At 62.2% G+C, this 20435-nt stretch carries 16 protein-coding genes; 15 read left to right on the forward strand and 1 reads right to left on the reverse strand.

Annotation, left to right across the window (positions count from 1 at the left end):
* The first annotated feature begins 202 nt into the window (after nucleotides 1-202).
* From KSS91_RS05290 to KSS91_RS05320, 7 genes are all read left to right on the forward strand, one after another.
* Nucleotides 203-1183, forward strand: coding sequence for a quinone oxidoreductase family protein (locus tag KSS91_RS05290; protein ID WP_015093595.1), 981 nt, complete (start codon nucleotides 203-205; stop codon nucleotides 1181-1183).
* A 13-nt stretch (nucleotides 1184-1196) separates the two neighbouring features.
* Entirely contained in the window at nucleotides 1197-2045 is an 849-nt protein-coding gene (locus tag KSS91_RS05295) for a TauD/TfdA dioxygenase family protein (RefSeq protein ID WP_007979208.1), read from the forward strand.
* Nucleotides 2046-2146: 101 nt separating this feature from the next.
* Complete coding sequence (locus KSS91_RS05300; protein ID WP_095965801.1) at nucleotides 2147-3199, forward strand: beta-keto acid cleavage family enzyme; 1053 nt, start codon at nucleotides 2147-2149, stop codon at nucleotides 3197-3199.
* Between the two features lie 92 nt (nucleotides 3200-3291).
* Entirely contained in the window at nucleotides 3292-4623 is a 1332-nt protein-coding gene (locus KSS91_RS05305) for an MFS transporter (RefSeq protein ID WP_217837262.1), read from the forward strand.
* Nucleotides 4620-5282 (forward strand): DsbA family oxidoreductase, encoded by a 663-nt coding sequence (locus tag KSS91_RS05310; protein WP_217837263.1) that lies wholly within the window; start codon nucleotides 4620-4622, stop codon nucleotides 5280-5282. The genes KSS91_RS05305 and KSS91_RS05310 overlap by 4 nt, the downstream gene beginning before the upstream one ends.
* A complete protein-coding gene (locus tag KSS91_RS05315) occupies nucleotides 5279-5605 on the forward strand; it encodes a Rieske (2Fe-2S) protein (protein ID WP_015093598.1) in 327 nt (108 codons plus the stop codon). The genes KSS91_RS05310 and KSS91_RS05315 overlap by 4 nt, the downstream gene beginning before the upstream one ends.
* Nucleotides 5602-6612 carry a YeiH family protein gene (locus tag KSS91_RS05320; protein ID WP_102674826.1) on the forward strand — a complete coding sequence of 337 codons (1011 nt, stop codon included), beginning with the start codon at nucleotides 5602-5604 and terminating at the stop codon, nucleotides 6610-6612. The genes KSS91_RS05315 and KSS91_RS05320 overlap by 4 nt, the downstream gene beginning before the upstream one ends.
* Nucleotides 6613-7091: 479 nt before the next feature.
* Here KSS91_RS05320 and KSS91_RS05325 read toward each other — a convergent pair whose 3' ends face one another.
* Nucleotides 7092-8126 carry an AraC family transcriptional regulator gene (locus KSS91_RS05325; protein WP_217837264.1) on the reverse strand — a complete coding sequence of 345 codons (1035 nt, stop codon included), beginning with the start codon at nucleotides 8124-8126 and terminating at the stop codon, nucleotides 7092-7094.
* Nucleotides 8127-8481: 355 nt separating this feature from the next.
* Here KSS91_RS05325 and KSS91_RS05330 point away from each other — a divergent pair, with 355 nt between their 5' ends.
* The 8 genes from KSS91_RS05330 to KSS91_RS05365 all read left to right on the forward strand — a co-directional run bounded on the left by KSS91_RS05330 (nucleotide 8482) and on the right by KSS91_RS05365 (nucleotide 20425).
* Nucleotides 8482-9048, forward strand: coding sequence for an RBBP9/YdeN family alpha/beta hydrolase (locus KSS91_RS05330; protein ID WP_015093602.1), 567 nt, complete (start codon nucleotides 8482-8484; stop codon nucleotides 9046-9048).
* A gap of 123 nt (nucleotides 9049-9171) precedes the next feature.
* Nucleotides 9172-11175, forward strand: coding sequence for a DUF1302 domain-containing protein (locus tag KSS91_RS05335; protein WP_217837265.1), 2004 nt, complete (start codon nucleotides 9172-9174; stop codon nucleotides 11173-11175).
* A 41-nt stretch (nucleotides 11176-11216) separates the two neighbouring features.
* Nucleotides 11217-12575 carry a DUF1329 domain-containing protein gene (locus tag KSS91_RS05340; RefSeq protein ID WP_217837266.1) on the forward strand — a complete coding sequence of 453 codons (1359 nt, stop codon included), beginning with the start codon at nucleotides 11217-11219 and terminating at the stop codon, nucleotides 12573-12575.
* A gap of 149 nt (nucleotides 12576-12724) precedes the next feature.
* The gene (locus KSS91_RS05345) at nucleotides 12725-13816 is read left to right on the forward strand and encodes a WD40/YVTN/BNR-like repeat-containing protein (protein WP_217837267.1); all 1092 of its coding nucleotides are present in this window, start codon (nucleotides 12725-12727) and stop codon (nucleotides 13814-13816) included.
* A 16-nt stretch (nucleotides 13817-13832) separates the two neighbouring features.
* Complete coding sequence (locus KSS91_RS05350; protein WP_217837268.1) at nucleotides 13833-16352, forward strand: efflux RND transporter permease subunit; 2520 nt, start codon at nucleotides 13833-13835, stop codon at nucleotides 16350-16352.
* 6 nt (nucleotides 16353-16358) lie between these two features.
* Nucleotides 16359-18137, forward strand: coding sequence for an acyl-CoA dehydrogenase C-terminal domain-containing protein (locus KSS91_RS05355; RefSeq protein ID WP_217837269.1), 1779 nt, complete (start codon nucleotides 16359-16361; stop codon nucleotides 18135-18137).
* 23 nt (nucleotides 18138-18160) lie between these two features.
* Nucleotides 18161-19804, forward strand: a complete 1644-nt coding sequence (locus KSS91_RS05360; RefSeq protein ID WP_217837270.1) for a fatty acid--CoA ligase — start codon at nucleotides 18161-18163, stop codon at nucleotides 19802-19804.
* Between the two features lie 276 nt (nucleotides 19805-20080).
* Nucleotides 20081-20425, forward strand: coding sequence for a potassium channel family protein (locus KSS91_RS05365; RefSeq protein ID WP_217837271.1), 345 nt, complete (start codon nucleotides 20081-20083; stop codon nucleotides 20423-20425).
* Nucleotides 20426-20435: the final 10 nt, after the last annotated feature.

A 20435-nucleotide genomic window follows, 5' to 3' on the forward strand; every position in this document is an offset into this window, starting at 1 on the left:
TTTCAGCGGGAGGGAGGAACACATGTACAAAATCATCCTGCCGGCATTGGCCATTTTGCTCGTTGCCCGGGAGCGGCCCTACCTGTCATGAAATGAAAAGCCATTGTCGCCTGATGAGAAGCGTCACAACAGGCCGCGTCCTACAGTCCAATCAGCGCAATTCGATGCAACACGCCCATATTGCAGATTGGAGAATAAGAAAATGGCCAAAGCCGTACGCTTTTATGAAACCGGTGGTCCCGAAGTTCTACGTTACGAGGACGTCGAAGTCGGCGAACCCGGTCCAGGCCAGGTTCGTCTGCGTCATGTGGCGGTTGGCTTGAACTACGCCGACACCTATTTCCGTAACGGTACCTATCCGATTCCTATGCCTAATGGCATGGGCGTCGAGGCTTCCGGCGTGGTCCAGGCGGTTGGTGAAGGGGTCACCAACGTCGAGGTCGGTGACCGCGTCACCTACACCGGTTTTCTCAATACCCTCGGCGCCTACAGCACCGAGCGCCTGATCCCGGCCGCGCCGCTGATCAAGCTGCCGGAAACCATCAGCTTCGAAACCGCTGCTGCGATGACCATGCGCGGCCTGACGTCTTCGTACCTGATGCGACGCATCTACGACTTCAAGGCCGGCGACAGCATCCTGCTGCACGCCGCTGCCGGCGGTGTCGGCCTGATCGTTTCGCAGTGGGCCAAGTTGCTGGGCCTGAACGTGATCGGCACGGTGTCGACCGAACAAAAGGCGGAAATCGCCCGGGCTCACGGTTGTGACCATACGATCAATTACAGCCATGAAGACGTCGCCGCTCGCGTTCGCGAACTGACCGACGGCGTGGGCGTCAACGTGGTGTTCGACAGTGTTGGCAAGAACACCTTCATGGGTTCGCTGGATTCGTTGAAACCCCGTGGCCTGATGGTCTGCGTGGGTACCGCATCCGGACCGATCCCGGCGTTCGACCCGGTGATGCTGGCGATGAAAGGTTCGCTGTATCTGACCCGTCCTGCCCTGGCCAACTACATCAGCGACCCGGCCGAAAAAGCCGCCCTGGCTGGCGAGTTGTTCGACCACGTCGGCAGCGGCCGGATCAAGATCGAGATCAACCAGCACTACGCCTTGCAGGACGCGGTGCAGGCCCATCGCGACCTTGAATCGCGCAAGACGACCGGCTCTTCGATTTTCGTCGTTTAAGGAGCGGCCAGCCATGAAAGTCGAACAATTGACCTGCAGCATTGGCGCCGAACTGATCGGCGTCAACCTGGCCGACGCGGTGCATGACGACGGTCTGTTTGCCGAGATTCGTGCTCAGTTGCTCAAGCACCGCGTGGTGTTCCTGCGCGATCAGGACATCACCCGCGCCGAGCACGTGGCCTTCGCCCGACGCTTCGGCGAGCTGGAAGATCATCCGGTGGCCGGCAGTGATCCGGATCATCCGGGGCTGGTGCGGATCTACAAGAATCCGGACCAGCCGATGGATCGCTATGAAAACGCCTGGCACACCGACGCCACCTGGCGCGAAGCACCGCCGATGGGCTGCGTGCTGCGTTGCGTGGAATGCCCGCCAGTGGGCGGCGACACCATGTGGACCAACATGGTCCAGGCCTATGCGAACTTGCCGGAAGACGTGAAGGTCAAGATCGCTGACCTGCGTGCCCGCCACAGCATCGAAGCGAGCTTCGGTGCGGCGATGCCGATTGAAAAACGCCTGGCGCTCAAGGCGATGTACCCGGACGCCGAGCACCCGGTGGTGCGCACCCATCCGGAAACCGGCGAGAAAGTGCTGTTCGTCAACGCGTTCACCACCCACTTCAGCAACTACCACACCCCTGAGCGGGTGCGCTTCGGCCAGGACGCCAACCCTGGCGCCGGCGAGTTGCTGCGCTACCTGATCAGTCAGGCGTACATCCCCGAGTATCAGGTGCGCTGGCGCTGGAAGCCGAACAGCATCGCCATCTGGGACAACCGCAGTACCCAGCATTACGCCGTCATGGATTACCCGCCGTGCCATCGCAAGATGGAACGTGCCGGGATCATCGGCGACAAGACGTTCTGATCGAACGCCACCGGCATCGCACTCGCGCATTCGCACTCGTAAACACGCCAACCCGGCTCGACTCCGGGTGGGCGGGACAATCATAAGAACTGGAGTAGACCATGCAATTCTTCGACGATTCGCTGCACCCGGAAAACATGGAAAAGGTAGTCATCACCGTGGCCCCGTACGGCCCGGAGTGGATGCCCGAAGACTTCCCGGAAGACATCCCGTTGACCATGGACGAGCAAGTCCAGAAAGCGGTCGAATGCTATGAAGCCGGTGCCACGGTGCTGCACTTGCACGTGCGTGAACTGGACGGCAAGGGCTCCAAGCGCCTGTCGAAATTCAACGAGCTGATTGCCGGTGTGCGTGAAGCCGTGCCGGACATGATCATCCAGGTCGGCGGTTCGATTTCCTTCGCCCCGGAAAGCGATGGCGAAGCGGCCAAGTGGCTGTCGGACGACACTCGTCACATGCTGGCCGAGCTGACCCCCAAGCCGGATCAGGTCACCGTGGCGATCAACACCACCCAGATGAACATCATGGAGCTGCTGTATCCGGAATACCTGGAAGGTACTTCCTTGGCCAATCCGCTGACCCAGGCTGCCTACAGCGAAATGACCGTACCGGCCGGCCCTGCCTGGGTTGCCGAGCACCTCAAGCGCCTGATGGACAACGGCATCCAGCCGCACTTCCAGTTGACCGGCATGCACGCCATGGAAACCCTCGAGCGCCTGGTGCGCAGGGGCATCTACAAGGGCCCGCTGAACCTGACCTGGATCGGCATCGGCGGCGGCTTCGACGGCCCGAACCCGTTCAACTTCTTCAACTTCATCCACCGCGCGCCGGACGGTTGCACCCTGACCTCCGAATCGCTGCTCAAGAACGTCATGCCGTTCAACACCATGTCGATGGCCATGGGCATGCACCCGCGCGTGGGCAATGAAGACACTATCATTGATCACAAGGGCGATCGTTTCGGCTCGGTGGCACAGATCCGGCAGACCGTGCGCATCGCCCACGAACTGGGCCGCGAAATCGCCACCGGCAAAGAAGCCCGCGAGATCTACCGCATCGGCGTGCAGTACGAAACCATCGAAGAAACCCTGTTGGCCAACGGCATGGCCCCCAACCGCAAGGCTGGGCAAAAAGGTGTACCGCAACGCGGTTGACCGAGGGTCGGGACGAGAGGCCGTGACCTCTCGTCCGCCTGACCGTTACACGCTTGATAACAAAAATAAAACAAAGCTCTTGAGGAGGCTGCATGGCCTTTCACCCAATAGCCGCTGACGATGACGACTCCAGCGGAGTCGGCGTTGCGCGCCAATATGCCTGGATCGTCTTTGCCTTGACGTTCGGCCTGTTGATTTCCGATTACATGTCGCGTCAGGTACTGAACGCGGTATTCCCCCTGCTCAAGACTGAGTGGGCGTTGAGCGACGGACAGCTGGGGCTGCTCAGCGGCATCGTCGCCCTGATGGTCGGCCTGCTGACGTTTCCCCTGTCGTTGATGGCCGACCGTTTCGGCCGGGTCAAGAGCCTGGCGCTGATGGCGTTTCTGTGGAGCGTGGCGACCCTGGGTTGCGCGCTGGCGCAGGACTACCAGCAGATGTTCATCGCGCGGTTCATGGTCGGTGTCGGCGAAGCCGCCTACGGCAGCGTGGGCATCGCGGTGGTGATTTCGGTGTTCCCCAAACACATGCGGGCCACCCTGGCCAGTGCCTTCATGGCGGGCGGGATGTTCGGTTCGGTGTTGGGCATGGCGTTGGGTGGTGCGATTGCCGCCAAGCTCGGCTGGCGCTGGTCGTTCGCCGGCATGTCGTTGTTTGGCCTGGTGCTGGCGTTGATTTATCCGCTCATCGTCAAGGAGGCGCGCATTGCGCCACAACGTGCCGCGCAGATTGCGAACAAGACAGCTGCCGCGGTCAAGCGTCCGCTGCGCACGCTGTGGTCCAGCCGTTCGGTGGTGTCGACCTATATCGCCAGCGGCTTGCAGCTGTTCGTCGGCGGCACGGTGATGGTGTGGATTCCCAGCTACCTCAACCGCTACTACGACATGCCCACCGACAAGGCCGGCGGCATGGCGGCGATCATCGTGTTGTGCAGCGGTGCGGGCATGATCCTGTGCGGCATGCTCAGCGATCGCCTGTGTCGCAACTCGCCGGAGCGCAAGGTCAGCCTGGCCATCGGCTTCTGCCTGGGCAGTTGCCTGCTGTTGTCGGCGGCGTTTGCCTTGCAGGCAGGGCCAGTGCAACTGCTGCTGATCTGCCTGGGCATGGCGATTGCCACCGGCACCACAGGCCCCGCCGGTGCGATGGTTGCCAACCTGACCCATTACTCGGTGCACGGTACGGCGTTCGCCACGCTGACCCTGGCCAACAACATGCTGGGGCTGGCACCGGGTCCGTTCATCACCGGCCGGGTGTCCGATCTCATCGGCTTGCATGCCGCGTTTCAACTGGTGCCACTGGTCAGCCTCGCGGCGGCGGCGGTGTTCTTTTATGCCAAGTGTCACTACCACAAAGATATTGCCCGGCTTCAGGGTCAGAGCGTGCCTGACCCTGTCGGTGAAGCGGGTTTAGAGGTGAAGTTGTGAGTCGTCGTTTACGTATTGATGTGTTTTTCGATTTTATCTGCCCCTGGTGCCTGATCGGCAAACGCCAACTGGAGCATGCGCAGGTGCAGTTTCGCAGTCGCCACCCGGACGTGCAGATCACCACCGTGTGGCATGGCGTGCAGTTGTTGCCTCAGATACCGGTAGAGGGTGAACCCTTCGCCGATTTCTACCGCAAGCGCCTGGGCAATGCCGACGCCATGACCATGCGCCAGAAGCAGGTGCAGCAGGCGGCCAGTGCGGTCGGCCTGGCCATCGACCTCAGCCGTATCGAGACGATGCCCAACACCGCAGACGCCCATCGTTTGTTCGAGCGTGTCAGCGAACTGGGCAATGCCAGTCAGCGTGAAATGTTGCTCGAACGACTGTTCGCCGCTTATTTCCTGAGACGCGAAAACCTCGGTTGCCGCGAGACCTTGCTGGCCATTGCCCGCTCCTGCGGCGTCGCTCCGGACGGGCTGCTCGATTGCCTGAAGGGCGATGCCACGCCGTTTGAAGGGGCTCCCGGCGCGACCAGTGGCGTGCCGAGCTTCAAGTTCGACAACCGCATGACGGTGATCGGTGCACAACCTGCTCAGGCGTTGCTCGGGGCCATGAACGAGGCCCTCAAGGAAAGTGATCGCGAGCGGCAGCCAGCATGACCCGACGCATTCCCGTGCCGGCCGGCAAACACCCGCAGGCCGGTGGCCGGGCGCTGTTCGAATTCGAGGACAAAAGCCTGGCGTTGTTCAACGTCGACGGGCAGCTGTTTGCCATCGACGACAGCTGCCCGCATCAGGGCGCTTCGCTGTGTGGCGGGCGTCTTGAGGGCCGGGTGATTCAATGCTGCGCCCATGGTCTGCGCTTCGATTTGCACAGCGGCTACTTGCTCAACTCCAGGCAAGTCAAAGTCACCAACTACCCGGTCGAGATCATCGACGGCCAGGCGTTTATCGTCATCGTTTCCGAGGAGGCCGCGCCATGAGCGCCATTGCTCTCACCCGCATCCACAGTCGCACGCGCGAACTGGCACCGGGGTTTATCGTCAGCCTGATCGTGGCGGCCGCCGCGTCGTTCCTGTCCGAGCATTACGGTGCGCCGGTCATGCTGTTCGCCTTGCTGTTGGGCATGGCGCTGAATTTTCTCGCCGATGACGGTCCGTGCAAGGCCGGTATCGAGTTCACCGCCCGCACCGTGCTGCGCATTGGCGTGGCGCTGCTGGGCATGCGCATCACCCTGGAGCAAATGGCCGCGCTGGGCTGGAAGCCGATTGCGCTGGTGGTGATCCTGGTGGTGGTGACCATCAGTGTCTCGGTGGTCGCGGCCAAGGCCCTGGGTTTCCAGCGCCTGTTCGGCATGCTCACCGGTGGCGCGACCGCCATCTGCGGCGCCTCGGCGGCCCTGGCACTGGCAGCGGCGCTGCCGAACCATCCGCAGAAAGAGCGGGCCACACTGTTCACTGTGATCGGCGTCTCGGCGCTATCGACCCTGGCGATGATCGTCTACCCGATGATCGCCAACTGGCTAGAGTTATCGCCGCAGGTGGCGGGCGTGTTCCTCGGCGCCACGATCCACGACGTAGCCCAGGTGGTCGGCGCCGGCTACAGCATGTCGACCGAGACCGGCGACACGGCCACGGTGGTCAAGCTGATGCGTGTTGCCATGCTGCTGCCGGTGATCGTCACCGCCGCCATGATCACCCGCATGCAAGGCGCCGACCCGACCGGCAAGCGCCCGCCGCTGTTGCCGTGGTTCGCCGTCGGCTTTCTGATCCTGGCCTGCATCAACAGCACTGGATGGATCGCGCCTGCGGTGCAAGGCACGGTCAACGAACTGTCGCGCTGGTGCCTGGTGATTTCCATCAGTGCCCTGGGCATGAAGACCCGCTTGCGTGAGCTGGCGGCGGTCGGGATCAAGCCGATCCTGCTGATGGTCGGGGAGACGGTGTTCCTCGTCGTGCTGGTGCTGTTGCTGCTGCGCTGGGGGCTCTGAACGCTTCATCACGCACAGGTTTTATGGCAGGGCCACACGGCGTTGACTCCTCATGCCGTGGGGCTCTCGACCGGTGTCACAAACACCGGTCTTTCGCGGCGACTGTACCAGCAGTCGCCGTTTTTTTTGCTTTCACTGGTTTGGACTCGGACGCGGTCGCTTGTAGGTGCTGGCTTGCCCGCGATGGTCGTCAACGATGACGCGTATGGGCTGGATAAACGCGGTCCCCTGTAGGAGCTGGCCTGCCAGCGATGGTCGTCAACGATAACGCGTGTGACCTGGATCAACGCGGCGCACTGGAGTCTATCGCCAGCAGGCTGGCTCCTACAGTTTCAGCGTGGGCGCGGTCCCTTGTGGGAGCTGGCTTGCCAGCGATGGTCGTTAACGATAACGCGGGTGACCTGGGTCAACGCGGCGCACTTGAGTCCATCGCCAGCAGGCTGGCTCCTACATGAAGAACCTTTTTTTGTGTGCTCGACTCAGGATTCTTTCGGGCCTGCGCCAGGTTTTGCTGTGGATTGTTTTTGCGCACGCCATGAAGCCGGCGGCATCCCGAACTGACTGATAAACCACCGCGTAAACGAACTCGCCATCGAATAGCCAAGCATGTCGGCAATGCGGCTAAGCGAGTAGTTCGGGTTGTCCAGGTAACGCAGCACCAGATCACGGCGCACATCGTTGATCACGTCGTTGAAGGCGCAGCCGTCGTCCTTGAGGCGGCGTTGCAGGGTGCGCACGTTCATGCCCTGGCTCTGGGCGACCTGTTCGATGGTGGCGCGCCCCATGGGCAGGAGCAGGTAGATCGCCTTGCGTACTTCGAACAGCATCGAGGTGCCTTCGTGGCCCTGCAGCGAGTCGAGGTAGCTCTGGGCGTAGCGGGCCATGGCCGGGTCGGCGTTGGGGTTGGTCATGTCGAGGCTGATGTCGGGGCAGACGATGCCGTTGAACTCGCTGCCGAACTCCAGTTTGCAGCCAAACAGCCGGCGGTGCAGGTGCAGGTTGTCCGGTGCCTGGTGCATGAAGTTGACGCTGTAGGGGTGCCAGTGACTGCCCAGCAGGGCCGAGCACAGCCGGAACATCACGCCGATGGCCAGCTCCGTGGCCTGGCGGCTTGGCATGGGCGTTTCGGTGACCACCTCTTCGCGAATGATCACCATCTTGCCGGCCTCTTCGATGAAGATGGCCAGCGAGTCGTTCATCAGGTGTCGGTAATCCACCACGACCTGCAAGGCATCGCGCAGGGTGCGCTGGTGGCTGAGCAACAGGCTGACCACGCCGAAGTCCGAGAGCTGGCGCGACTCGGCCATGCTCAGGCCGAAGGTCTGGCAACCGCTGGCGGTGGCCGAGTCTTCCAGCAGGCGTACGGCGGCATCGATCTGGATGCGGTGTTCAGGGGCTAGCAGTTGGGCCCTGCTCAGGCCGACAGCGGCCAGCACGTCGCGCGGGTTGAAACCCAGGTACTGGGTGACCTCAAGGTAGTTGGTCAAGACGGCGGCGCGAACAAGCTTGGTCATGCGAGGGGCTTCCCTGTGCCGATGGCGATTGGCGTGAGCGTGGCGACTATATCCAGCGTATCAACAGTTGAACAGTTGTCATGTCGTCGATGGTTTTCATGCTGTGCGCTCACCCATCTTCTACGCTGCAGGGAGCCATCAGCGCTCATCCGTTGATTACAGTGACCCTGCGCCAACCTGCGGGGTTTTTAGACCGGCGGTCACGCGTCTGAGTGTCGGACAATTTGTCGTCAAAAGAAAAGTGCCTGACGTCCAATGTAAAGCGCTTCGGGTGGGCGCTCTTTAATGTCGACCCTACAAAAAGCCCCTGGCGCAAACAGCCAGTCGAGTTATCGAGAAAGCGAAGGTGTTGACCGTGGACAAACTGCAAACTGCCGCCACCGTTCTGATCGTTCCAGGTCTGCGCGAGCACGTGGCCGAACATTGGCAAACGTTGCTGCAAGCCAGGCTGAGCAACGTGCGTAGCGTCCCGCCGCTGGAGACCGACAAGCTCGATTGCATGGCTCGCGTGCGGGCCATCCAGCACGAACTCGAGCAGATCGACGGGCCGGTGATTCTGGTGGCCCACAGTGCCGGCGTACTGATGGTCGCGCACTGGGCTGCGCACTACAGCCGTCCGATCAAGGGCGCTTTGCTGGCCGCGCCACCGGACCTCGATGCGGTCTGGCCGGCAAACTATCCATCTTCCGAAACCCTGCGTAGCCAGGGCTGGAATCCTCTGCCACAAGGTCCGCTGCCATTTCGCAGCATCGTCGCCGGCAGCACCAACGATCACCTTGCCACGCTGCCTGCGGTCACCCGCATGGCAGAAGGCTGGGGCGCCGAATTGCTCAATCTGGGCGATGTCGGTCACCTCAATCCGGCCGCAGGATTTGGCCACTGGCCGCAAGCCGAAGCACTCATCCTGGAGCTGGACCGCTAGTACAAGGAGCTGGACTGGCAGTACGCCACCGGCATTTGCCCTCATTCCTTAAACGCAAACCCGAAGAGGCTTGCGTGAGGGCGGCTGCGCTAAAAACAAATACAAAAAGGCGGAGACAACGCAATGCACAACAACAAGAGTCACGGCTTCACCGCTCCACGCTACACCTTGCTGGCCTCGGCCATTCTCGCGGCAACCGTGCCGGTGGCCGATGGGGCCGAAATCGAGACGGGGAATCCGGACTGGAACGTACGGGTGGATAACACCATCAAGTACAACTATGGCGTGCGCACCGAAAGCGCCGACAAACGCATGTTGGGAACGCCGAACAACAACGACGGCGACTACAACTTCCGCAAGGCCGGCACCAACATCACCAACCGTATCGACCTGTTGACCGAAATGGACGTGGTCTACAAGAACGCCATGGGTTTTCGCGTCAGCGCCGCCAGCTGGTACGACAAGGCCTATGACAACACCGGCTCCAATTCCAACCCGTTCGTCAACGGCAACGATGCGCGTTCGGGCCTGATTGCCAACGACCCGCGCCTGGCCGGGGTCACCCGTGACAACGTCGGCAACGGCAGCCCGCACCTGAGCAACTATGCCCAGCGCTACTACAGCGGTCCTTCGGGCGAAATCCTCGATGCCTTCGTGTTCTACAGCACCGAAGTGGGCGAGGAGTCGATGTTCAGCGCCAAGGCCGGTCAGCACAACGTGTTCTGGGGCGAGACCATTCTCAACCCGGTGCACTCGGTCAGCTATGGCCAGTCCGGCCTCGACCTGGCCAAGCTTGCCGCGTCGCCGGGTACCGAGGCCAAGGAACTGTTCGTTCCGCGCAACCAGCTGTCGATGACGTTCACCGTCAATCCCGAGCTGACCGTGGGTGCCCAGTACTTCCTCAATTGGGATGCCGCGCGCCTGCCGGAAGCGGGCACCTATTACGGCGGTTCCGACCTGGTCGGCTTCGGCGCGCAATCGTTCCTGTTGGGCAACACCAACGCCGTGGTACCGGGCAGCCCGCTGGGTTGTGGCCTGGCGCCGTGCAACGCCTTGACCAATGTGCGTCGCGGCAAGGACCTGACGCCACATGACAGCGGCGACTGGGGCGTCATGGCCAAGTGGTCGCCGGCGTGGCTGGATGGCACCCTCGGCGTTTACTACCGCGAAACCTCGGAAATCCTGCCGCAAGCCTATCTGGACGCCAGGGGCATTACTTCGGCCAACCCGAACGGCACCCGCCCGGCAGGGCAAGTGCCTGCGGTGATCAACACCCTCAATTCGCTGGACACCGCCACCTATCAACTGGCCTATGCCGACAACATCAAGATCCTTGGCCTGAGCCTGTCCAAGGATGTCGGCGGGATCAGCGTCGGTTCGGACCTGAACGTTCGCCACAACATGCCGCTGGCCAGTATCCCGGCGATCGTCAGTACCCGCAGCCCGCTGGGCCTGGGTCAAGGTCTGGGTCTGCTGCCTGCACGTACGGATGCCACCGGTGTGGTCTACGACACCCCGAGCCGTGGCGACAGCATGAGCGCCACAGGCGACACCTTGCACTGGACGCTCAACGGTCTGATGACCCTGCCGAAAACGCCGGTGTTCGATCAGGCCACCGTGCTGGCCGAGTTGTACTACAGCAACCTGCTCAAGCTCGATAGCAAGAACGAAGCGCTCTACAAGGGCAAGGACAGTTATCGCGGCATCGACGCGCCGACCCGTGACAACTGGGGTCTGGCAGTCAACTTCACACCGACCTGGTACCAGGTTTTCCCCGGTGTCGACCTCAACGCACCAATGTCCGTCAACGTCGGTCTCGACGGTGTGTCGCCGGTCTCCGGTGGCGGTGCCAAGGACACCGGCAACTATGCCGTGGGCGTCGGCGCCATTGTGTACAACAAATACTTTATCGACCTGAAGTACGTGGACTCCTTCGGCCAGACCGACAAGTGCAACGTCAGCGGTGTGAGCACCGGCCCGAACGGCGGCGACGGCTCCACCCCGAACGCATTCAGCGGCAACGAAAACTACGCCTGCTACGCCGGCGGCTACTCGTCCTTCTCCGGCGGTGGTGCCACGACCGAGGACCGTGGCGCCGTGTACCTGACGATGAAAACAACATTCTGATTCACCACTGATTTGCTCAAAGCAAGCAGGAGAATAACAAGATGAAATTTGTTCAAACCGTGTTGGCCGCTTCGCTGGCCATGGTCTTTGCCGCCCAGGCACAGGCTGCTGTTTCAACTCAGGAAGCTGCCAAGCTGGGCACCAGCCTGACGCTGGTGGGCGCCGAAAAAGCCGGGAACGCCGATGGCTCCATTCCCGCCTACAACGGTGGCCTGACCACCGCGCCGGCTAGCTTCAAAGCCGGCGACAGCATGCGCCCGGATCCGTTTGCCGGCGAAAAGCCGCTGTTGGTGATCGACGGCAAGAACGTCGATCAATACAAGGGGCAGCTCACGGCAACCACGGTAGAACTGGCCAAGCGTTTCCCGACGTTCCGTGTCGACGTGTTCCCGACGCACCGCACCGTTTCGCTGCCTCAAGCGATTCTGGATAACGGCGTGAAGAACGCCAGCGGCGCCAAGTCCCTCGAAGGTGGCCTGGCCATCGACAACGTGCTGCCGGGCATTCCGTTCCCGATTCCGCAGTCCGGCAATGAAGCGATGTGGAACTTCCTGTTGCGCTACCAGGGCGTCAGCATCAGCTCCAAGTACGACTCCTGGAACGTCGACTCCGCCGGTGTGCCGAGCCTGGCGACCACCGGGCAAGCGAACATCTCCTACCCGATCTATGAAAACCTCTCGCAGCCGATCAGCAGCGCCGACGTTTACTACCAGATGAAGCTGGCGTACACCGGCCCTGCGCGCCGTGCCGGCGAGGCGATCATGCTCAAGGACGCCGCCAACCCGTTGCAGCAGCCGCGTCGTGCCTGGCAGTACTTGCCGGGGCAGCGTCGGGTGAAACTGGCGCCGAGCCTGGCGTACGACACGCCTAACCCGGGTACCGCCGGCGCGGGCACCTACGATGACGTGTTCGTGTTCAACGGTGCGCTGGACCGCTACGACTGGAAACTGGTGGGCAAGCAGGAAATGATCGTGCCCTACAACACCTACAAACTGACCTACGTCCAGGATCCGAAGTCGCTGACCACCGCCAATCACCTGTCGCCTGACTTCGTACGCTGGGAAAAACACCGCGTGTGGGTCGTCGAAGGCAACCTCAAGGCCGGTGCCCGTCACATCTACGCCAAGCGCCGCTTCTACCTCGACGAAGACAGCTGGACCGCTCTGGCCTCGGATCAATATGACGCCCGTGGTCAGCTGTATCGCGGTTCCTTCGCCTTCCTCAGCCAGAGCTATGACAAGCAGGTTCCGGATTCCACGCCCTTCATGATCTACGACCTGGTCGGTGGTTCGTACAACATCAACGGTGTGGTCGGCCCTTACGGCGGCATCAAGTACATCGAGCCGCTCTCCAAGGCCCAATGGTCTTCGGAATCCCTGGCCGGCGCCGGTATTCGCTAAGCCACGATCCATTGTGGGAGCGAGCCTGCTCGCGATGGACCAGAGGGCGACGCGGGCATCCAGAAAGCACGCGTCATCGTTAACGTCCATCGCGAGCAGGCTCGCTCCCACATGACCTGCACGACGCGGTTTTCCGAAGAGGACGCAGCATGTGTTCGTATAAAAATAATATTGTGCGTTTGGCGTCAGGCGTTGTGCTCGGCCTATCGCTGGGCATCGTCCAGGCGGCCGATTACGTCGATGTGCTGGACCTGCCCGCCAAGGCCAGTCCCTTGGCGATCAACAGCCCGTTGTCCGGTATGACCCGCGCTGGCGGGCGCGTGATTACCGTCGGCCAGCGTGGCCATATTCTGTTTTCCGATGATTCGGGAAGCCACTGGCAGCAGGCCGCCGTACCAGCCAGTGCCGACCTCACTGCGGTGAATTTTCCGACCACCACCCAAGGCTGGGCGGTGGGCAATGACGGCGTGGTGCTGCACAGCAGCGACGCCGGCGCGACCTGGCAAAAGCAGCTCGACGGTCGCCAGATCGGCGAATTGCTGATCAAGCATTACTCGGCGCTGGCCAAGGCCGAGCCGGGCAACGAGCAATGGCCCCAGTTGGCTATGGAAGGCCAACGACTAGTCGATCAGGGCGCGGACAAACCGCTGCTCGATGTCTGGTTCGCCAACGAAAAAACCGGCTATGTGGTCGGCGTGTTCAACCTGATCCTGCGCACCGACGACGGCGGCCAGACCTGGACGCCATTCCAGGACCGCACCGACAACCCGCAGGGCTTCCACCTCAACGCCATCGCCTCCACTGGCGATGCGTTGTACATCGCCGGCGAGCAAGGCCTGTTGCTCAAGTGGGACGACAGCGCCCAACGCTTCAATGCCGTGCCGACGCCGTATCAGGGCAGCTTCTTCGGCGTGCTCGGCAAGCCCGGCGAAGTGCTGGTCTACGGCCTGCGCGGCAACGTGCTGCGCAGCACCGATGGCGGCCAGAGCTGGACTGCGCTGGACAGCGGCCTGCACGTCAGCATCACCGCGGGCCTGATCGATGCCCGTGGCAATTATCGCTTGTTCACCCAGGGCGGGCAGATGCTGGTCAGCCAGGGGACGGGCGCGCAGATGCATCTGGTGCGGCAACCGGCACCGACACCGGTCGCCGGCGCTGCCCAGTCCACCGACGGCGCACTGATGCTGGCGGGAAACCGTGGTGCCCGGACGCTGTCCGCCGATCCAGCCCTCGAACCCTAAGAGCGAGAACCCAGACATGGGCAACATCAAACAAGACGCCATGCCGGTGATCCGCGATCTGCGTGATTTCGACCACCGCTCCGGCAACCGCCTGGAACGCCTGGTGTTCAACTTCCGTCCGCTGTTCATGCTGCTGATGGCCCTGGCCACCGTGGTGCTCGGCTACATGGCAGCGACGCGCCTGGAGCTGCGCCCCAGCTTCGAAAAGATGATTCCGCAGAGCCAGCCGTACATCCAGAACTTCCTGGAAAACCGCGCTTCGCTGCGCGGTCTGGGCAACTCGGTGCGGGTGGTGGTGGAGAACACCCAGGGCGATATTTTCGATCCCGAATACCTCGACGTACTCAAGCAGGTCAACGACCAGCTGTTCCTCACCGAAGGCGTCGACCGCGCCTGGATGAAGTCGCTGTGGAGTCCTGCGGTGCGCTGGACCGAAGTCACCGAGGACGGTTTCCAGGGTGGCCCGGTGATGCCCGACACCTATTCAGGGCAGCCTGAACAGATCGAACAGCTGCGCCAGAACATTTCCCGCGCCGGCATTGTCGGTAGCCTGGTGGCCAGCGACTTCAAGTCGACCATGCTGATCGTGCCGCTGCTGGACAAAGCCGCCGCCGGTGGCCAGCGCATCAACTACCACGCGTTCTCGCAGATGCTCGAAGAGCAGTTGCGCGACAAGATCGAATACGCCGGCGACAGCGCTGCGCGTAAATCCGGGGTAGAAGGCACCGGCCATTACAAGGTGCGGGTGATCGGCTTCGCCAAACTCATGGGCGACCTGATCGATGGCCTGATTCAGGTGATGATGTTCTTCGGTCTGGCCGTCGTCACTTCATTGGCCATCATCTACGCCTACACCCGTTGCGTGCGCAGCACCTTGCTGGTGGTTGGCTGCTCGCTGGTCGCGGTGGTCTGGCAACTGGGCATCGTCGCCTGGCTCGGTTACGCCATCGATCCGTACTCGGTGCTGGTGCCGTTTTTGATCTTCGCCATCGGCGTGTCCCACGCCGCGCAGAAGATGAACGGCATCATGCAGGACATCGCCCGTGGCACCCACAAGCTGATCGCTGCGCGCTACACCTTCCGCCGCCTGTTCATTGCCGGCGTCACCGCATTGCTGGCCGATGCCGTGGGCTTTGCGGTGCTGATGCTGATCGACATTCCGGTGATCCAGGACCTGGCGATCACCGCCAGCATCGGCGTCGCCGTGCTGATCTTCACCTCGCTGTTGCTGATGCCGGTGGCGCTGTCCTATATCGGAGTTGGCGCCAAGGCCGCCGAGCGCGCGCTGAAAATCGACACCCGTGCCGAAAAGCACAAAGGCTTCGGCCGGTTGTGGGACGCGCTCGACCGCTTCACCACCGCCAAGTGGGCCACCGGTGCCGTGCTGGTCGCGGTGCTGATGGGCATTGGCGGCTATGTGGTCAGCCTCAACCTGAAGATCGGTGACCTGGAAAGCGGCGCCCCGGAGTTGCGCGCCGACTCGCGCTACAACCGCGACAACGCCTACATCACCCAGCATTACGCACTGTCCAGCGACCTGTTCGCGGTGATGATCAAGACCGCGCCGGAAGGCTGCCTGAACTACAAGACCCTGGTGCTCGCCGACCGCCTGGCCTGGGAGCTGCAACAGTATCCGGGCGTGCAGGCCACGGCGTCCTTGGTCAACGCGGTACGGCAGATCACCGCCGGCACCTACGAAGGGAATCCCAAGCTCAACAGCATCCAGCGCAACCAGGACGTGCTCAACTACGCCGCGCAGCAAGCCTCGGTCAACTCCCCGGAGCTGTTCAACACCGAGTGCTCGCTGATGCCGGTGATCGCTTTCCTCAAGGATCACAAGGCCGAAACCCTCGATGCGGTGGTGGCGATTGCCGACAGGTTCGCCAGGGAAAACAGCACCGAGGATCGCCAGTTCCTGCTCGCCGCTGGCAGCGCCGGTATCGAAGCGGCGACCAACATCGTGGTGCGCGAAGCCAATCGCACCATGCTGCTGTACGTGTACGCGGCGGTGACGCTGTTCTGCCTGATCACCTTCCGCAGCTGGCGGGCCACGCTGGTGGCGCTGTTGCCCCTGGTGCTGACCTCGATCCTCTGTGAAGCCCTGATGGTGGCCATGGGCATCGGCGTGAAAGTCGCGACCCTGCCGGTGATCGCCCTCGGCGTGGGTATCGGCGTGGACTACGCCCTGTACCTGCTCAGCGTGCAACTGCACTTCCAGCGCCAGGGCTTGCCGCTGTCCCAGGCCTACCGCAACGCCGTGTCCTTTACCGGCCGGGTGGTCGGGCTGGTGGGCATCACCCTCGCCGCCGGCGTGGTGTGCTGGGTCTGGTCGCCGATCAAGTTCCAGGCCGACATGGGCATCCTGCTGACCTTCATGTTCCTGTGGAACATGCTCGGTGCGCTGATCCTGATTCCGGCCCTGTCGTACTTCCTGCTGCGCGAACGGGTCCCGCAGCCGGGCTCCGCTACCGCCGCCGAGAACACTGAATCCACTGAACGTCCGGGCATGCCCCATGCCCTGACCACTTCCGAGTAAGCCAAGATGTCTGAATACAAAGCTCCCCTGCGCGACATGCGCTTCGTACTCAACGAGGTTTTCCAGGTGTCCCGGCTCTGGGCCAGTTTGCCCGGCCTGGCCGACGTGATCGATGAAGAAACCGCCGCTGCCATCCTCGAAGAGGCCGGCAAGATCACTGGCGAAGTCATCGCACCCTTGAACCGCGCCACCGACGAACAGGGCTGTACCTGGAGCAATGGTTCGGTCACCGCGCCAGAGGGTTTTGCCGGGGCCTATCAAGCCTTCGCCGAGGGCGGTTGGGTCGGTGTCGGCGGTGATCCACAGTACGGCGGAATGGGCATGCCCAAGGCGATTTCGGCGCAGGTCGAAGAGATGGTCAACTCGGCCAGCCTGTCGTTCGGCCTGTACCCGATGCTGACCGCCGGTGCCTGCCTGTCGATCAAGGCCCACGCCAGCGAAGAGCTCAAGCAACGCTATCTGCCAAACATGTACGCCGGCACCTGGACCGGTTCGATGTGCCTGACCGAAGCCCACGCCGGCACCGACCTGGGCCTGATTCGCACCAAGGCCGAACCCCAGGCCGATGGCAGCTACAAGGTCAGCGGCAGCAAGATTTTCATCACCGGCGGCGACCACGACCTGACCGAGAACATCATCCATCTGGTGCTGGCGCGCCTGCCGGATGCACCGGCGGGGCCGAAGGGCATCTCGCTGTTCCTGGTGCCCAAGGTGCTGGTCAATGCCGACGGTTCGCTGGGCGAAAACAACGCGCTGTCCTGCGGCTCCATTGAACACAAGATGGGCATCAAGGCCTCCGCCACTTGCGTGATGAACTTCGATGGCACCACCGGCTGGATCGTCGACGCGCCGAACAAAGGCCTGGCGGCGATGTTCACCATGATGAACTACGAGCGTCTGGGTGTGGGCATCCAGGGCCTGGCCCAGGGCGAGCGTTCCTATCAGAACGCCGTCGCGTATGCTCGCGACCGTCTGCAAAGCCGTGCGCCGACCGGTGCGCAGAACAAGGACAAGGCCGCCGACCCGATCATCGTGCACCCGGACGTGCGCCGCATGTTGTTGACCATGAAAGCCTTGAACGAAGGCGGCCGTGCGTTCTCCAGCTACGTCGCGTTGCAACTGGACACGGCCAGGTACAGCGAAGATGAAGTCACTCGCAATCGCGCGCAAGAACTGGTGGCACTGCTGACCCCGGTGGCCAAGGCGTTCCTCACCGACATGGGCCTGGAAACCACCTTGCACGGTCAGATGGTCTTCGGCGGCCACGGCTACATCCGCGAGTGGGGCCAGGAGCAACTGGTGCGCGACGTGCGCATCACCCAGATCTACGAAGGTACCAACGGCATCCAGTCCCTGGACCTGGCCGGGCGCAAGATCGTCGGCAGCGGCGGGGCGCTCTACCGCTTGTTCGCCTCGGAAATCCGCAACTTTACCGCTAACGCCGCTGCGGACCTCGACGAGTTCACCAAGCCGCTGAATGCCGCCGTGGATACCCTCGACGAGCTGACCGCGTGGCTGCTGGACCGGGCCCAGGGCAACCCGAATGAAATCGGCGCGGCCTCGGTCGAGTACCTGCACGTGTTTGGCTACACCGCGTACGCCTACATGTGGGCGCGCATGGCCAAGGCCGTCATCAGCGGGGATGCCGAAGACGACTTCTACACCAGCAAACTGGCCACCGCGCGTTTCTACTTCGCCCGGTTGCTGCCGCGTATCCACTCGTTGAGCGCATCGGTCAAGGCCGGTAGTGACTGCCTCTACGAGCTGAAAGCCGATCAGTTCTGATCGAAGGACAAGGAACTCCAACCATGCTGAAAACAAAAATAATCCCGCCCGCCGACGGCGCTTATGCCTATCCCTTGCTGATCAAGCAATTGCTGCTGTCCGGCGTGCGTTACGAGCCGGGCCGGGAAATCGTCTACGCCGACAAACTGCGCTACAGCTACCAGACGCTCAACCAGCGCATCCGCCGCCTGGCCAATGCGCTGACGGCGGCCGGGGTCAAGGCCGGTGACACCGTGGCCTTGCTCGACTGGGACAGCCACCGCTACCTGGAATGCTTCTTCGCCGTGCCGATGATCGGCGCGGTGCTGCACACGGTGAACATTCGCCTGTCACCGGATCAGGTGCTGTTCACCATGAACCACGCCGAGGATGACCTGGTGCTGGTGCATGACGACTTCCTGCCCTTGGTCGAACAGATTCACGGGCGGCTGGAAACGGTAAAAGGCTACCTGCAGCTCACCGATGACGAGGCGACTACGACATCGCTGCCGGTGCTCGGTGAGTACGAGCAGTTGCTGTCCCTGGCCCCGGACCAGTACGACTTCCCCGATTTCGACGAGAACTCGGTCGCCACGCTGTTCTACACCACCGGCACCACCGGCGATCCGAAAGGCGTGTACTTCAGCCATCGGCAACTGGTGCTGCACACCCTGAATGCCGTCGGCACCCTGGGCGTCTATCAGGGCCAGCCGCTGCTGCGTTCCGACGATGTGTACATGCCGATCACGCCGATGTTCCACGTGCATGCCTGGGGCGTGCCGTACGTCGCGACCCTGATGGGCATCAAGCAGGTCTATCCCGGCCGCTACGAACCCAATAGCCTGGTCAGGCTGTACCGCGAAGAGAAGGTGACCTTCTCCCACTGCGTGCCGACCATCCTGCAAATGATCCTCAACTGTGAAGAAGGCAAGGCGACCCGTTTCGACGGCTGGAAAATGCTCCTCGGCGGCAGTGCGCTGACCCTCGGCATCGCCAGTGAAGCCAGCGCCAAAGGGATGGTGGTGCACGCCGGCTACGGCATGTCGGAAACCTGCCCGTTGCTGTGCCTGACCTACCTGCGCGACGAGGATCTTCAGCTATCCGCTGAAGCCCAGCTGCCGATCCGCATCAAGACCGGCACGCCGGTGCCGCTGGTCGACCTGAAGATCATCGACGCCGAGGGCAATGACGTGGCCCATGACGGCGAGTCCCTGGGCGAGATCGTGGTGCGCGCGCCGTGGCTGACCCAGGGCTATCTGAAAGCCCCGGACAAAGGCGCGGAACTGTGGCACAACGGCTGGCTGCACACCGGCGACATGGCCTCGATCGACAAACAGGGCGGCGTGGAAATCAAGGACCGCATCAAGGATGTGATCAAGACTGGCGGCGAGTGGATCAGCTCCCTGGAACTGGAAAGCCTGATCAGCGAACACCCGGGCGTCATGTCCGTCGCGGTGGTGGGCATCGTCGATGAGCAGTGGGGCGAGCGGCCCATGGCCATGGTGGTGTGCGAGCCGGGGCAATACCTGGACCGCAAGATCCTCGAGACGCACCTGCAAGCTTTCGTCGACGGCGGCCGCATCAACAAATGGGCGATCCCCAAGCAGTTCAAGTTCGTCGCGGAAATCCCCAAGACCAGTGTTGGCAAGATTAACAAGAAGCTGATTCGGGAAACGGAAGCGAACTGAGAGCCTGGAACCCTGTAGGAGCGAGCCTGCTCGCGATGGACTAGAGCGCGCCGCGTTTAAACAGGAAGCACGCGTTATCGTTGACGACCATCGCGAGCAGGCTCGCTCCTACAGGAATCCAACAGCGGGCGGTTTCCGGATAGCCCGGTTGGCGTCATCTTTGTCATAGTCCTGGCCAGAGATAACGCCCCGTTGGTCGCAGTTTTCAGCGCTTGTGCCAAGCTGAACGGGGTATTGAACCGCTGTGCATCAGTCAATTCCCAGGAAGCCCACGACATGAACCTCACCCGTGCATCAAACGTCCGCCACGAGTTCTACAAGGCCGTCTGGTTCTACTTCAAAGTGGTGTGGCCGATCTTTTCGATACTGCTGCTAGTGATCATTGCGTTCGGCCTCATCATCGCCCACCTGGAAGGGTGGAGCCCGTTTGACGGCGTCTACTTTGCCTTCGTGACCGGGCTGACCATCGGCTACGGAGAACTGGTGCCCAAACTGGGTGTGTCACGGGTACTGGCGATTCTGCTGGGTTTCAATGGGGTACTGATGACGGCGACATTCGCGGCGATCAGTGTCCGGGCGATTGAAGTGACGGTGACGGCGTCACGCAAGGACAAGGAATAGGGGCAACCAA

The sequence above is a fragment of the Pseudomonas azerbaijanorientalis genome (assembly GCF_019139795.1).
Taxonomy (GTDB): Bacteria; Pseudomonadota; Gammaproteobacteria; order Pseudomonadales; family Pseudomonadaceae; genus Aquipseudomonas; species Aquipseudomonas laurylsulfatiphila.